At 71.2% G+C, this 13,874-nt stretch carries 12 protein-coding genes; 7 read left to right on the forward strand and 5 right to left on the reverse strand.

Annotated elements, in window-relative coordinates:
- Positions 1–58 precede the first annotated feature (58 nt).
- On the forward strand, positions 59–3,160 hold the full coding sequence (locus QQY24_RS22545; RefSeq protein WP_301974517.1) for an efflux RND transporter permease subunit: 3,102 nt from the start codon (positions 59–61) through the stop codon (positions 3,158–3,160).
- 90 nt (positions 3,161–3,250) lie between these two features.
- Here the strand turns inward: QQY24_RS22545 and nadA are convergent, their stop codons facing one another.
- Positions 3,251–4,435, reverse strand: a complete 1,185-nt coding sequence (gene nadA, locus QQY24_RS22550) for a quinolinate synthase NadA (protein WP_301974518.1) — start codon at positions 4,433–4,435, stop codon at positions 3,251–3,253.
- Positions 4,436–4,714: 279 nt separating this feature from the next.
- Between nadA and QQY24_RS22555 the strand changes: the two genes are divergently transcribed.
- A complete protein-coding gene (locus QQY24_RS22555; protein WP_301974519.1) occupies positions 4,715–5,071 on the forward strand; it encodes an iron-sulfur cluster assembly accessory protein in 357 nt (118 codons plus the stop codon).
- Positions 5,072–5,320: 249 nt separating this feature from the next.
- Here the strand turns inward: QQY24_RS22555 and QQY24_RS22560 are convergent, their stop codons facing one another.
- Both QQY24_RS22560 and QQY24_RS22565 read right to left on the reverse strand, forming a co-directional pair.
- A complete protein-coding gene (locus QQY24_RS22560) occupies positions 5,321–5,722 on the reverse strand; it encodes a hypothetical protein (RefSeq protein ID WP_301974520.1) in 402 nt (133 codons plus the stop codon).
- A 101-nt stretch (positions 5,723–5,823) separates the two neighbouring features.
- Positions 5,824–6,033, reverse strand: a complete 210-nt coding sequence (locus tag QQY24_RS22565) for a hypothetical protein (protein ID WP_301974521.1) — start codon at positions 6,031–6,033, stop codon at positions 5,824–5,826.
- 131 nt (positions 6,034–6,164) lie between these two features.
- Between QQY24_RS22565 and QQY24_RS22570 the strand changes: the two genes are divergently transcribed.
- Positions 6,165–7,139, forward strand: coding sequence for a carbohydrate kinase family protein (locus tag QQY24_RS22570; protein ID WP_301974522.1), 975 nt, complete (start codon positions 6,165–6,167; stop codon positions 7,137–7,139).
- Positions 7,140–7,148: 9 nt separating this feature from the next.
- Here QQY24_RS22570 and QQY24_RS22575 read toward each other — a convergent pair whose 3' ends face one another.
- Positions 7,149–8,543, reverse strand: coding sequence for a cysteine desulfurase/sulfurtransferase TusA family protein (locus tag QQY24_RS22575; RefSeq protein WP_301974523.1), 1,395 nt, complete (start codon positions 8,541–8,543; stop codon positions 7,149–7,151).
- Positions 8,544–8,830: 287 nt separating this feature from the next.
- Here QQY24_RS22575 and coxB point away from each other — a divergent pair, with 287 nt between their 5' ends.
- From coxB to QQY24_RS22595, 4 genes are all read left to right on the forward strand, one after another.
- Positions 8,831–9,790, forward strand: coding sequence for a cytochrome c oxidase subunit II (gene coxB / locus QQY24_RS22580; RefSeq protein WP_301974524.1), 960 nt, complete (start codon positions 8,831–8,833; stop codon positions 9,788–9,790).
- A complete protein-coding gene (gene ctaD / locus QQY24_RS22585) occupies positions 9,787–11,520 on the forward strand; it encodes a cytochrome c oxidase subunit I (protein WP_301974525.1) in 1,734 nt (577 codons plus the stop codon). Before coxB ends, ctaD begins: the two co-directional genes overlap by 4 nt.
- Positions 11,517–11,915, forward strand: a complete 399-nt coding sequence (locus tag QQY24_RS22590) for a cytochrome c oxidase subunit 4 (protein ID WP_301974526.1) — start codon at positions 11,517–11,519, stop codon at positions 11,913–11,915. Before ctaD ends, QQY24_RS22590 begins: the two co-directional genes overlap by 4 nt.
- Positions 11,916–12,045: 130 nt before the next feature.
- Positions 12,046–13,308 carry an Ig-like domain-containing protein gene (locus QQY24_RS22595; protein WP_301974527.1) on the forward strand — a complete coding sequence of 421 codons (1,263 nt, stop codon included), beginning with the start codon at positions 12,046–12,048 and terminating at the stop codon, positions 13,306–13,308.
- 81 nt (positions 13,309–13,389) lie between these two features.
- Here the strand turns inward: QQY24_RS22595 and QQY24_RS22600 are convergent, their stop codons facing one another.
- Positions 13,390–13,791 carry a hypothetical protein gene (locus QQY24_RS22600; RefSeq protein ID WP_301974528.1) on the reverse strand — a complete coding sequence of 134 codons (402 nt, stop codon included), beginning with the start codon at positions 13,789–13,791 and terminating at the stop codon, positions 13,390–13,392.
- Positions 13,792–13,874: the final 83 nt, after the last annotated feature.

The raw sequence follows: 13,874 nt of genomic DNA on the forward strand, positions 1-13,874 counted from the left end.
GCCCACCTGTGCGTCCCGCCGCAGCTTCTGCCGTTCACAGAAGAGAGATCCCTGACCCATGTCCTGGCTGTCGAGATTCAGCCTCGCGCAACGGGCCCTGATCGGCCTGATGTCGCTCATCGCGCTCGTCTTCGGGCTGATCGCGATACCCCAGATCAAACAGCAGCTCCTGCCCACCATCGCCCTGCCCATGGTGTCGGTCATCGCGCCGTACCAGGGCGCCGCCCCCGACGTCGTCGAGAAGCAGGTCATCGAGCCCATCGAGAACAACCTCCAGGGCGTCGACGGCCTCACCGGCATCACCTCCACCGCCAGCGAGGGCAACGCCGTGATCATGGCGTCCTTCGACTACGGCAACGACACCAAGCGGCTCGTCTCCGACGTCCAGCAGGCCGTCAACCGGGTCCGCGGCCAGCTCCCGGACGACGTCGACCCGCAGGTCATCTCGGGCTCCACCGACGACATGCCGACCGTGGTCCTCGCCGTCACCTCCGGCAAGGACCAGCAGGCCCTCGCCGACCAGCTCGACACGACGGTCGTCCCGGCCCTGAAGGACATCGACGGCGTCGGCCGCGTACAGGTCACCGGCGTCCGTGACATCCAGGTCGCCGTCACCCCGAACGACGCGAAGCTGGCCGGGGCGGGCCTCTCCGCCGCCGCCCTCGGCCAGGCCCTCCAGGCGGGCGGCGCCACCGTCCCGGCCGGCTCCTTCGACGAGGGCGGCGCCAACCGCACCGTGCAGGTCGGCGGCGGCTTCACCTCGCTGAAGCAGATCCAGGACCTGCGGGTCGCCGGCGGGGACGGTGGCAAGCCCGTACGCCTCGGTGACGTGGCCACCGTCAAGGAGCAGCCGGCCCCGGCCGACTCCCTCACCCGCACCGACGGCCGTCCCAGCCTCGCCGTCAACGTGACGATGGACCACGACGGCAGCGCGGTGGCGATCTCCGACGCGGTCAAGGACAAGCTGCCCGGCCTGCGCAGGGACCTCGGCTCCGACGCACGGATCACGGTCGTCAGCGACCAGGGCCCGGCGGTGTCCAAGTCCATCGCGGGCCTGACCACGGAGGGCGCGCTCGGCCTGCTCTTCGCCGTCCTCGTCATCCTGGTGTTCCTGGCGTCGATCCGCTCCACGCTCGTGACGGCGGTGAGCATCCCGCTGTCCGTCGTCCTCGCCCTGATCGTGCTGTGGACGCGCGGCCTGTCCCTGAACATGCTCACGCTGGGCGCGCTGACCATCGCCATCGGCCGGGTCGTGGACGACTCGATCGTGGTCCTGGAGAACATCAAGCGGCACCTCGGCTACGGCGAGGAGCGCCAGGAGGCGATCCTGGGCGCCGTGCGCGAGGTGGCCGGCGCGGTCACCTCCTCCACCCTCACCACGGTCGCCGTGTTCCTGCCGATCGGCCTGGTCGGCGGCATGGTGGGCGCCCTGTTCGGCTCGTTCAGCATCACCGTGACGGCGGCCCTGCTGGCCTCCCTGCTGGTGTCGCTGACGGTCGTGCCCGTCCTGTCGTACTGGTTCCTGCGCGCTCCCAAGGGCACCCCCGAGGACGCCGAGGAGGCCCGCCGCCGGGCCGAGGAGAAGGAGGAGAAGAGCCGCCTCCAGCGCGTCTACGTCCCCGTCCTGCGGTTCGCCACCCGCCGCCGCCTCACCAGCGTGCTCATCGCGGTGGCCGTCCTGGTCGTCACGTTCGGCATGTCCGGACTGCTGAAGACCAACTTCTTCGACCAGGGCGACCAGGAGGTCCTCGCCGTCAAGCAGGAACTGAAGCCCGGCACCAGCCTCGCGGCCACGGACGCGCAGGCCAGGCGGGTGGAGAAGCTGCTGGCCTCGACCGAGGGCGTCAAGGACTACCAGGTCACCGTCGGTTCCTCCGGCTTCATGGCCGCCTTCGGCGGCGGCACGGACACCAACCAGGCCTCCTACCAGGTCATGCTGAAGGACTCGGCGTCCTACGACGACGTGCAGCGGCACCTGGAGGACGGCCTGAAGAAGCTCAAGGGCGCCGGCACGACCACCGTGTCCGCCGGCGACGGCTTCGGCAGCCAGGACCTCAGCGTGGTGGTCAAGGCGTCCGACCCGAAGGTGCTGCGGGAGGCCGCCGAGCAGGTGCGCTCCGCCGTCGCCGGCCTCGACCACGTCACCGACGTCACCAGCGACCTCGCGCAGAGCGTGCCGCGGATCACGGTCAGGGCCAACGCCAGGGCGGCGGCGGCCGGGTTCGACGACCAGAAGCTGGGCGCCGCGGTCGCGCAGGCCGTGCGCGGCACGACGGCGGCGAAGGCGATCCTCGACGACACCGAGCGCGACGTCGTCGTGAAGTCCGCCAAGCCGGCCACCACCCTCGCCCAGCTCAGGAACCTGCGCCTCGGCCCGGCCCGGCTGGGCGACATCGCCACCGTGAAGCTGGCCGACGGACCGGTGTCGATGACCCGTATCGACGGCCGGCGCGCCGCCACCATCACGGCCAAGCCGACCGGGGACAACACCGGCGCGGTCAGCAGCCAGCTGCAGTCGAAGATCAAGGCCCTGAAGCTCCCGGCGGGCGCCAGGGCGGAGATCGGCGGTGTGACGTCCGACCAGGACGACGCGTTCAAGAACCTGGGCCTGGCCATGCTGGCCGCGATCGCGATCGTCTTCATGCTCCTGGTGGCGACGTTCCGCTCGCTGGTCCAGCCGCTGATCCTGCTGGTGTCGATCCCGTTCGCGGCGACCGGCGCGATCGGCCTGCTGCTCCTGACGGGCACCCCCATGGGCGTCCCGGCCATGATCGGCATGCTGATGCTGATCGGCATCGTGGTGACCAACGCGATCGTGCTGATCGACCTGATCAACCAGTACCGCGGGCAGGGCTACGGCGTCGTCGAGGCCGTGGTGGAGGGAGGCCGGCACCGGCTGCGCCCGATCCTCATGACGGCCCTGGCGACGATCTTCGCCCTGCTCCCGATGGCCCTGGGCGTCACCGGCGAGGGCGGCTTCATCGCCCAGCCGCTGGCCGTGGTCGTCATCGGCGGCCTGATCACCTCGACGCTGCTGACCCTGCTCCTGGTCCCGACGCTGTACGCGATGGTCGAACTGCGCAAGGAGCGCCGGGCGAAGAAGCGGGCGGCCAAGCGGGAGGCGAAGGAGTCGTCGGCGCCGGAACCCGTGGGGGTGTAGGGGACCCCGGACGACAACGGCGGGGCCCGCCGGACGCCGAAGGCGCTCCGGCGGGCCCCGCCGCGTGCGGTGGCCGGACGGCCGGGAAGGCTACGGCAGCGCCAGCATCCGCTCCAGCGCCAGCTTGGCGAACGCCTCCGTCTCCCGGTCCACCCGGATGCGGTTGACCAGGTTCCCGTCGGCCAGGGACTCCAGGGCCCACACCAGGTGGGGCAGGTCGATGCGGTTCATGGTCGAGCAGAAGCAGACCGTGCGGTCGAGGAACACGACCTCCTTGCCCTCGGGCGCGAACCGGTTCGCCAGCCGCCTGACCAGGTTCAGCTCGGTGCCGATGGCCCACTTGGAACCGGCCGGGGCCGCCTCCAGGGCCTTGATGATGTACTCGGTGGAGCCGACCTGGTCCGCCGCGGCCACGACCTCGTGCCGGCACTCGGGGTGGACCAGCACGTTCACGCCGGGGATCCGGGCGCGCACGTCGTTGACCGAGTCGAGGTTGAAGCGGCCGTGGACCGAGCAGTGGCCGCGCCACAGGATCATCTTCGCGGCGCGCAGCTCGTCCGCCGTCAGGCCGCCGTTGGGCTTGTGCGGGTTGTAGACCACGCAGTCGTCCAGGGACATGCCCATGTCGCGGACCGCGGTGTTGCGCCCGAGGTGCTGGTCCGGCAGGAACAGCACCTTCTCGCCCTGCCCGAAGGCCCACTCCAGGGCCCGCTTCGCGTTGGAGGAGGTGCAGATGGTGCCGCCGTGCTTGCCGGTGAACGCCTTGATGTCCGCCGAGGAGTTCATGTACGAGACGGGGACCACCTGCTCGGCCACGCCCGCCTCCGTCAGCACGTCCCAGCACTCGGCGACCTGCTCGGCCGTCGCCATGTCCGCCATGGAGCAGCCGGCGGCCAGGTCGGGCAGGACGACCTTCTGGTCGTCGGAGGTCAGGATGTCCGCCGACTCGGCCATGAAGTGCACACCGCAGAAGACGATGTACTCGGCCTCCGGGCGCGCGGCGGCGTCCCGGGCCAGCTTGAAGGAGTCACCGGTGACGTCGGCGAACTGGATGACCTCGTCGCGCTGGTAGTGGTGGCCCAGCACGAAGACCTTGTCGCCGAGCCTCTCCTTGGCCGCGCGGGCGCGCTCGACCAGATCGGGGTCGGACGGGGAGGGAAGGTCGCCGGGACACTCGACACCCCGCTCGCTCTTCGGATCGGCCTCGCGGCCGAGCAGCAGCAGGGCGAGTGGAGTCGGCCGTACGTCGAGCTCAGGGGTCTGGGCGGTGGTCACGACACGCACCCTTTCTAGTTTTCGTCTAACTGACGCTATTCATCATAACGGGTTCACGTCACTTTGACGATGCCCATAACGTCGATGTGACGTGAATCCTGTCCGGCGGCCCCCGCCGCCGCCCGGACGGGCCGCTGTCCGCGTTCCCGGGCATGTGCGAGCATGAGGAGGAGAGAAGAGAACGGCGACCACTGCGAACGCCCGGCCCGGAATGAATCCGCAAGAGCGCCGGTTGCACTCGTCGGCAAGCAGTCTCCGTACAACCCGGGAGAGATGTAGATGTCCGTATCGGACGAGACCACCACCGTCACCGACGGCATCGTTCTGACCGACGCCGCCGCGGCCAAGGTCAAGGCCCTGCTCGACCAGGAAGGCCGTGACGACCTCGCCCTGCGCGTCGCCGTCCAGCCCGGCGGCTGCTCCGGCCTGCGCTACCAGCTCTTCTTCGACGAGCGCTCGCTCGACGGCGACGTGGAGAAGGACTTCGGCGGCGTCAAGGTCGTCACGGACCGGATGAGCGCCCCGTACCTGGGCGGCGCCACCATCGACTTCGTGGACACCATCGAGAAGCAGGGCTTCACGATCGACAACCCGAACGCGACCGGTTCCTGCGCCTGCGGCGACTCCTTCAGCTGAGCCGGCACCGGCCGGCTGTGGAAGGCGGCGGTCCCCCGCGGGGGACCGCCGCCTTCGCGCGCGCCGACCCGCCAGCCGCCGCCGTCGGCGACCGGCGCGCCGTCCAGCCCGAGCGTCCGGGCCGGCCGGACCACCCCGGCCCTGCCGACCGCGTCCCCCGGCACGTACACCGGCGCCGCGTCCGGACCGTCCGGCAGGTCGCCCGCGGCCACGTACCGCGTCCCGTGCGGGTCCGGCCCGCCGGGCGCGTCACCGCCGGTGCCCGGCGCCGCCGCCCAGCCGTCCAGCGCGAGCGGCGCGGGAGTGCCGCCGCCCAGCCGTCCAGCGCGAGCGGCGCGGGAGTGCCGCCGCCCAGCCGTCCAGCGCGAGCGGCGCGGGAGTGCCGCCGGACGCGACGGGGTCCGTCCGGCCGTCCGGCTCCGTCCGGCCGTCCGGCACGCCGCCCGCGGCGAGGAGGGCGCCCCCGCCGGCCAGCGGCACGGCCGCCGCGACGCAGACGACGGCCGCCCGGGAACGGCGACGGCCGGCCCGCCCACCGGCACTCCCGTCACCGGCGGCGCCCGCCGCTCCGGTCCGCCGGGAGCCGTCCCCGTCACCGGCCGCGCCGGTGTCCTCCAGGTGCCCGGGGCCCCCGCCCCGCTCGGTGTTCACCGCATCGCTCCTCGCCCCGGTCGTGTCCCGCGTCCCCGTACGGGGGACGGCGGTGGGACGCGCACGGGGAGCGCGCGGTTCCCGCCGGCGCGTCCCGGGCGTCAGTCGCCGTACTCCGACATGGCGTCCAGCAGCCGGGCGGAGCGCGCGGGCACGTCCACCCCGTTGATCCGGGACGGCGGCACCGCCGGCGAGCCCGGATGCCCGGGCGCCGTCCAGCGCGGCGCCATCCGGGCGCAGTCCCCGCGCAGCGACGCCAGGCCGCCCTCGAGGTCGGCCGGGGCGGTGGAGCGGGCCTTGAGGTTCGTCATGACCGCACCGTAGACAGGTCGGAGCCCGCGAAGAAAGACCTACTATCGGGTAGTTTCGTCGGCTTCAACGGCCCGCCCCCAGCGGGTAGCGTGAACTGTCAGCCCCGCCTCCCCGCAGGAGAACGCCCGTCGTGCGCATCGCAGTCACCGGCTCCATCGCCACCGACCACCTCATGACCTTCCCCGGCCGCTTCGCCGACCAGTTCGTCGCGGACCAGCTGCACACGGTCTCGCTCTCCTTCCTGGTCGACAACCTGGACGTGCGCCGGGGCGGCGTCGGGGCGAACATCGCCTTCGGCATGGGCCAGCTCGGCACCCGGCCGATCCTGGTCGGGGCCGCGGGCTTCGACTTCGTGGAGTACCGGGCCTGGCTCGACCGGCACGGCGTGGACACCGACTCCGTCCGCCTGTCCGAGACCCTGCACACCGCCCGCTTCGTGTGCACGACCGACGCCGACCACAACCAGATCGGCTCCTTCTACACCGGCGCGATGAGCGAGGCCCGGCTGATCGAGCTGAAGACCGTCGCCGACCGGGTCGGCGGCCTCGACCTGGTCCTCATCGGCGCCGACGACCCCGAGGCGATGCTCCGCCACACCGAGGAGTGCCGCTCGCGCGCGATCCCCTTCGCCGCCGACTTCTCCCAGCAGATCGCCCGCATGGAGGGCGAGGAGATCCGGATACTGCTGGACGGGGCGACGTACCTGTTCTCCAACGAGTACGAGAAGGGCCTGATCGAGGCCAAGACCGGTTGGAGCGACGCCGAGATCCTGGGCCGGGTCGGCCACCGGGTCACCACCCTCGGCTCGCGCGGTGTGCGCATCGAGCGGGTCGGCGAGGACCCGATCGAGGTCGGCTGCCCGGAGGAGGAGCGCAAGGCCGACCCCACGGGCGTCGGCGACGCCTTCCGCGCGGGCTTCCTGTCGGGCCTGGCGTGGGGCGTCTCCCTGCGGCGCGCCGCGCAGGTCGGCTGCATGCTGGCCACGCTCGTCATCGAGACGGTGGGGACGCAGGAGTACCAGCTGAGCCGGGGTCACTTCATGGAGCGGTTCACCAAGGCCTACGGGGACGAGGCGGCGGAAGAGGTGCGGGCCCACCTGCGCTGAGGCCCCGCGTCAGGTCAGCCGGCGGACCAGGTGGGCCGAGCCCCGTTCCGCCGGCTCCTCGCCCAGGTACTCCTGCCCGCGCATCTCGCACCACGCCGGGATGTCCAGCCGGGCCGCCCCGTCGTCCGACAGGACCCGCACCGTGCCGCCCACCGGCACGTCCCCGATGACCCCGGCCAGCTCGATGACGGGGATCGGGCACCGCTTGCCGAGGGAGTCGACCACCAGCTCCGCCGCCTCGGCGGCCGGCGCCGGGGCCGGGGCCCGCGCCGGCCCCGGCGCCCCCAGTTTCGCCCGCACGTCCGCGACGGCCCCCGGCAGCACGTCCAGGAAGCGCTCCACGTCCTCCCGCGCCGTTCCCGGCGGCAGGGACACCCGCACGTTCCCCTCGCTCAGCACCCCCATGGCCCTGAGCACATGGCTGGGCGTCAGGGTGCTGCTGGTGCAGGAGGAGCCGGACGAGACCGAGAAACCCGCCCGGTCCAGCTCGTGCAGCAGCGCCTCCCCGTCGGCGTACAGGCAGGAGAAGGTCACGATCCCGGGCAGCCGCCGCTCGGCGTCGCCGGCCACCTCCACGTCCGGCACCAGCTCCGGAACCCGCGCCCGGATCCGCTCCGTCAGCTCCCGCAGCCGTGCCGCCTCCTGGGCCGCCCCGGCCCGCACCGCGCGCAGCGAGGCCACGGCCGCCACGATCGCCGGGACGTCCTCGAAGCCGGGAGACCGCCCCGACTCCCGCTCGTCCACGGGCCCCTGCACGGCGAACCGCACGCCCTTGCGCACCACGAGCAGCCCGACTCCGGAGGGCCCGCCCCACTTGTGGGCACTGCCCGTCAGCAGCGACCAGTCGCCCTCCACCGGCCCCCACCCCAGCGACTGCGCGGCGTCCACCAGCAGCGGCACCCCGGCCGCCCGGCACGCCTCGGCCACCTCGGCCACCGGCTGCACCGTGCCCACCTCGTGGTTGGCCGACTGCAGGCACGCCAGCGCGGTGTCCCGCCGCAGCGCGCCGGCGAAGTCCGCCGGGTCGACCGCTCCCGTCCGGCCGACACCCACGTGGGTGACCGTCCCGCCGTCCGCCTCGAACACCTCGGCCGAATGGAGCACGCAGGAGTGTTCGACGGCGGACACGATCAGGTGGCGTCCCACGCGCCGCCGCCCGGCCAGCGCTCCCGCCACCGCCGTGTGCACGGCCCGGGTCCCGGAGGAGGTGAACACCACCTCGTCGGCCCGGCACCCGAGGGCCTCGGCGGCCGCCTCCCGGGCCGCGTCGAGCAGCACGCGGGCCCTGCGTCCCTCCCGGTGGAGCCGGGCGGGATCCGCCCACCCCTCGTCCAGGGCGGCCATGAGCGCCTGACGGGCCACGGGATGCAGGGGAGCGGCGGAAGCGGCGTCGAAGTAGGGCACGGGGCTACGGTAGAACGTGCGCCGGCCGCACCGCCCGGGGGGCGCGGAGAACTCCGCGACCAGCCACGACGCGGTCCGCGCGCGCAAAGGCGCCGAAACCGCCCGCCCTTCCGGGCGCTTTCGGGCGACCCGCAGCGCGTATGCCCCCCTCCCCGCGAGCCGCCCGGCAGCGTCGGCTAGGGTTTGGTCCGCATAAACATCCAAACCCCTGCCCGACGCAGGGCGGCGACCGACCAGCGAGAAGGCCGCAGCCGACCGCGCGGGCGAGACTCTCGGGAAGGCGCTACGTGAGTCCCAACGGCTCCGACCGCTCGCCGCGGCGCCCGATGCGGCGGAAGCTGCTGCAGGCACTGACCGCGGGCCTGGTCCTGGCGACCGCAACCGGTTGCACATACAAGGACTTCCCCCGCCTTGGCATGCCCACCCCGACCACGGAAGAGGCTCCGCGGATCCTCTCCCTGTGGCAGGGCTCTTGGGCTGCCGCGCTCGCCGTCGGCGTGCTGGTGTGGGGCCTGATCCTGTGGAGTGCCCTCTTCCACCGGCGCAGCCGCACCAAGGTCGAGGTCCCTCCGCAGACCCGCTACAACATGCCGATCGAGGCCCTCTACACGGTGGTCCCGATCATCATCATCTCGGTGCTCTTCTACTTCACGGCCCGGGACGAGTCGAAGCTCCTCGACCTCTCCAAGAAGCCCGACGTCACGGTCAACGTGGTCGGCTTCCAGTGGAGCTGGGGCTTCAACTACATCGAGAACGTCCCCGGTTCCACCGGTGACGCAAGGACCGACAAGAACCTGGCCAGCGTTCCGGACCGGTACAAGAAGGCGTTCCCGGCGAACGCCGGCGGCGTCTACGACATCGGCACCCCCGGCACGCGGAACCCGCAGAACGGCAACCCCGGCCCCACGCTCTGGCTCCCCAAGGGCAAGACCGTCCGCTTCGTCCTCACTTCGCGCGACGTCATCCACTCCTTCTGGGTGCTGCCGTTCCTGATGAAGCAGGACGTCATCCCGGGCCACCCCAACGCCTTCCAGGTGACTCCCACCCAGGAGGGCACCTTCCGGGGCAAGTGCGCCGAGCTGTGCGGCGTCGACCACTCCCGCATGCTGTTCAACGTGAAGGTCGTCTCTCCGGAGCGCTACGAGCAGCACCTCAAGGACCTCGTCAAGAAGGGGCAGACCGGTTACGTTCCCGCGGGCATCGAGCAGACGGCCCACGAGAAGAACCGGGAGTTCAACATCCTGTGAGCATCCTCAACGAACCCCAGGGTGCCGCGGCAGCAGGGTCCCACTATGAGGACGAGCTGCCGGTCCGGCGCCAGCGCCGCGGTGAAGTGGTCGTCAAGTGGCTCACGACCACCGACCACAAGACGATCGGCACGCTGTATCTGACGACGTCGTTCGCGTTCTTCCTCATCGGTGGCGTGATGGCGCTGCTCATGCGTGCCGAGCTGGCCCGTCCGGGCCTGCAGATCATGTCCAACGAGCAGTTCAACCAGGCGTTCACGATGCACGGCACCGTGATGCTGCTGATGTTCGCGACGCCGCTGTTCGCCGGCTTCACGAACTGGATCATGCCGCTGCAGATCGGTGCACCCGACGTGGCGTTCCCGCGGCTGAACATGTTCGCCTACTGGCTGTACCTGTTCGGCTCGCTCATCGCGGTCGGCGGCTTCCTCACCCCGCAGGGCGCGGCCGACTTCGGCTGGTTCGCCTACGCCCCGCTGTCGGACGCGATCCGCACCCCCGGCCTCGGCGCCGACATGTGGATCATGGGTCTGGCCTTCTCCGGCTTCGGCACGATCCTCGGCGCGGTCAACTTCATCACCACGATCATCTGCATGCGCGCGCCGGGCATGACGATGTTCCGCCTGCCGATCTTCACCTGGAACGTGCTGCTGACCGGTGTCCTGGTCCTGCTGGCCTTCCCGGTCCTGGCCGCCGCGCTGTTCGCCCTGGAGGCGGACCGCAAGTTCGGCGCCCACGTCTTCGACGCGGCGAACGGCGGGCCACTGCTGTGGCAACACCTCTTCTGGTTCTTCGGCCATCCCGAGGTGTACATCATCGCGCTGCCGTTCTTCGGGATCATCTCCGAGGTGATCCCGGTGTTCAGCCGCAAGCCGATGTTCGGCTACATGGGCCTGGTCGCGGCGACCATCGCGATCGCCGGCCTGTCGGTCACCGTGTGGGCCCACCACATGTACGTCACCGGCGGTGTGCTGCTGCCCTTCTTCTCCTTCATGACCTTCCTGATCGCGGTCCCGACCGGTGTGAAGTTCTTCAACTGGATCGGCACGATGTGGAAGGGCTCGCTGTCCTTCGAGACCCCGATGCTCTGGGCCACCGGCTTCCTGATCACCTTCACGTTCGGTGGTCTGACCGGTGTCATCCTGGCCTCGCCCCCGATGGACTTCCACGTCTCCGACTCCTACTTCGTGGTGGCCCACTTCCACTACGTGGTGTTCGGCACGGTCGTGTTCGCCATGTTCTCCGGCTTCCACTTCTGGTGGCCGAAGTTCACCGGCAAGATGCTGGACGAGCGCCTGGGCAAGATCACCTTCTGGACGCTGTTCATCGGCTTCCACGGCACCTTCCTGGTCCAGCACTGGCTGGGCGCCGAGGGCATGCCCCGCCGGTACGCCGACTACCTGGCGGCCGACGGCTTCACCGCCCTGAACACGGTCTCCACGATCAGCTCCTTCCTGCTCGGCCTGTCGATCCTGCCGTTCCTCTACAACGTGTGGAAGACGGCCAAGTACGGCAAGCCGGTCGGCGTGGACGACCCGTGGGGCTACGGCCGCTCCCTGGAGTGGGCGACCTCCTGCCCGCCGCCGCGGCACAACTTCCTCACCCTGCCGCGGATCCGCAGCGAATCCCCGGCGTTCGACCTGCACCACCCCGAGATCACGGCCCTGGAGCAGCTTGAGCACGCCGGTCACGGCAGTGAGCTCGCGGGCAGCAAGGAGGCCGGCAAGTGAAGATCCAGGGCCGGTTGTTCATCTGGCTGAGCGTCTTCGTCCTGATCATGGCCGTCGTGTACGGCGTGTGGTCGAAGGAGCCGGCCGGTACCACGGCGCTCTTCCTGGCCTTCGGCCTGTGCATCATGATCGGTTTCTACCTGGGCTTCACCGCCCGGCGGATCGACGCGGGCGCGCAGGACGACAAGGAGGCCGATGTCGCGGACGACGCGGGCGAGCTGGGCTTCTTCAGCCCGCACAGCTGGCAGCCGCTCGCCCTCGGCATCGGCGGCGCCCTGGCCTTCCTCGGCGTGGCCGTCGGCTGGTGGATGCTGTACTTCTCGGCACCGGTCATCCTGATCGGCCTGTTCGGCTGGGTGTTCGAGTACTACCGCGGTGAGAACCGCACCCAGTAGCACACACCGAGCGCACCGGGAGCCCGGACACTCCGCAAGGGGGTCCGGGCTCCTGCGTTCGCCGCGGTGTCTGTCCCTCGTACGAGTTACCTACCGTGCCGGTAGGGTCCGCACCTCATAGCGTGATCGTATGAATCACACTCCGCGGACCCGCACCGTCGTCAGCTGCATCCTGCTGGTGACCGCTCTCGGCGCGGGCGCCACCGCCTGCGGTTCGGACGGCAACCCCCTGTCGGCCAGGCCGTACGACGCGGCGGACGAGATCTCCTTCAGCGGCCCCACCGGTGCGGGGGAGCAGGCCGACCCGGACAAGCCCCTGGAGGTCGCCGTCAAGAGCGGTGACGGCCGGATCACGGACGTGACCGCCCAGGACTCCACGGGGCGCTTCGTGGCGGGTGAGCTCGCCGCCGACGGCAGCCGGTGGCACACCACCTCCCCGCTGGCCGCCAACGCCCACTACACGGTCCGGGTCAGCACTGAGGACCAGGACGGCGCCCCCGGCCGCAGGGTCCTCACCTTCGACACCACCCGGGCGAAGGGCAAGACGCGGCTGAACGTCACGTTCGGGCCGGACGCCGGCGAGTACGGCGTGGGGCAGCCCATCGTGGCCGAGCTGGACCACGAGATCAAGGACAAGGCCCAGCGGGCCGTCGTGGAGCGCGGCCTGCGGGTGGACTCCTCGCCGGCCGTGCAGGGCTCCTGGTACTGGGTGAGCGACAAGGAGCTCCACTACCGGCCCAGGGAGTACTGGCCCGTCCACGCCACCGTCCGGGCGCACAGCAGCCTGGACGGCATCAAGATCGGCGACCACCTCTGGGGCAGCAACGCCAGGCCGCTGACGATCACCACGGGGGACAAGCTCGTCGCCGTCGCGGACGCCGCGACGCACCGGATGACGGTCTACCGCAACGACGCGCAGATCAACCAGATCCCCATCACCACCGGCAAGCCGGGCTTCGCCACCCGCAACGGCGTCAAGGTCGTGCTCGCCAAGCAGTACTTCGTACGCATGCGCAGCACCACGGTCGGCATCGCCGAGGGCAGCTCCGACTCCTACGACCTGCCCGTCTTCTACGCCACCCGGGTGACGTGGTCCGGCGAATACGTGCACGCCGCCCCCTGGTCGGTGGGCTCCCAGGGCTACGCGAACGTCAGCCACGGCTGCACGGGCATGAGCACGTCCAACGCCAAGTGGTTCTTCGACACCGTCCACGAGGGCGACGTCGTCCAGGTCGTCAACTCCCAGGGCGCCGCCATGGAACCCTTCGGCAACGGTTTCGGCGACTGGAACGTCGACTGGGCCAAGTGGCGCACGGGCAGTGCCCTGACGGACACCGGCGAGGACGCCCCGGCGTCCCAGGACGCGGTCCGCCTCCGGCCGACGACGGTGTGACCGCCCGGAAGGGGCGCGGGGGCCGTGCGCGGCCGGCCGCCGCCCGGCCCGTGCCGCGCACGGCCCCCGCGCCCCGCCGGGTCAGACGCCCAGCAGCCGCTCGCGGCGCAGCAGCGAAGCCAGCGCCGCGGCGAACTCCACCGGGTCCACCGGCGAGGTCACCGCCGAGTCGGCGCGGCTCCACGTCGCCAGCCAGGCGTCCTGCGGCCGACCCATCAGCAGCAGCACGGGCGGGCAGCCGAACACCTCGTCCTTGATCTGCCGGCAGAGCCCCATGCCCCCCATGGGCACGGCCTCGCCGTCCAGCACGCAGACGTCGATGCCGCCCTCGTCCAGCTCCCGGACCACCGCCTCGGGAGTCGCGCACTCCACGAACTCGACCAGCGGGACGTCCGGAGCGGGCCGCCGGCCGGAGGCCAGCCGCACCTGTTCCCGGGTGGTGGAGTCGTCGCTGTAGACCAGCACCGTGGCGGTCGGCTGCATTGTTCCTCCGTGACGTCGGTGTCGTACGGGCAGGGCCGTCTGGGCGGATGCTACTCCCACGAACACCACGTCAGCATCGGTTC

Origin of the sequence: Streptomyces sp. TG1A-8 (assembly GCF_030499535.1) — a bacterium.
In the GTDB taxonomy this organism is placed as follows: Bacteria; Actinomycetota; Actinomycetes; order Streptomycetales; family Streptomycetaceae; genus Streptomyces.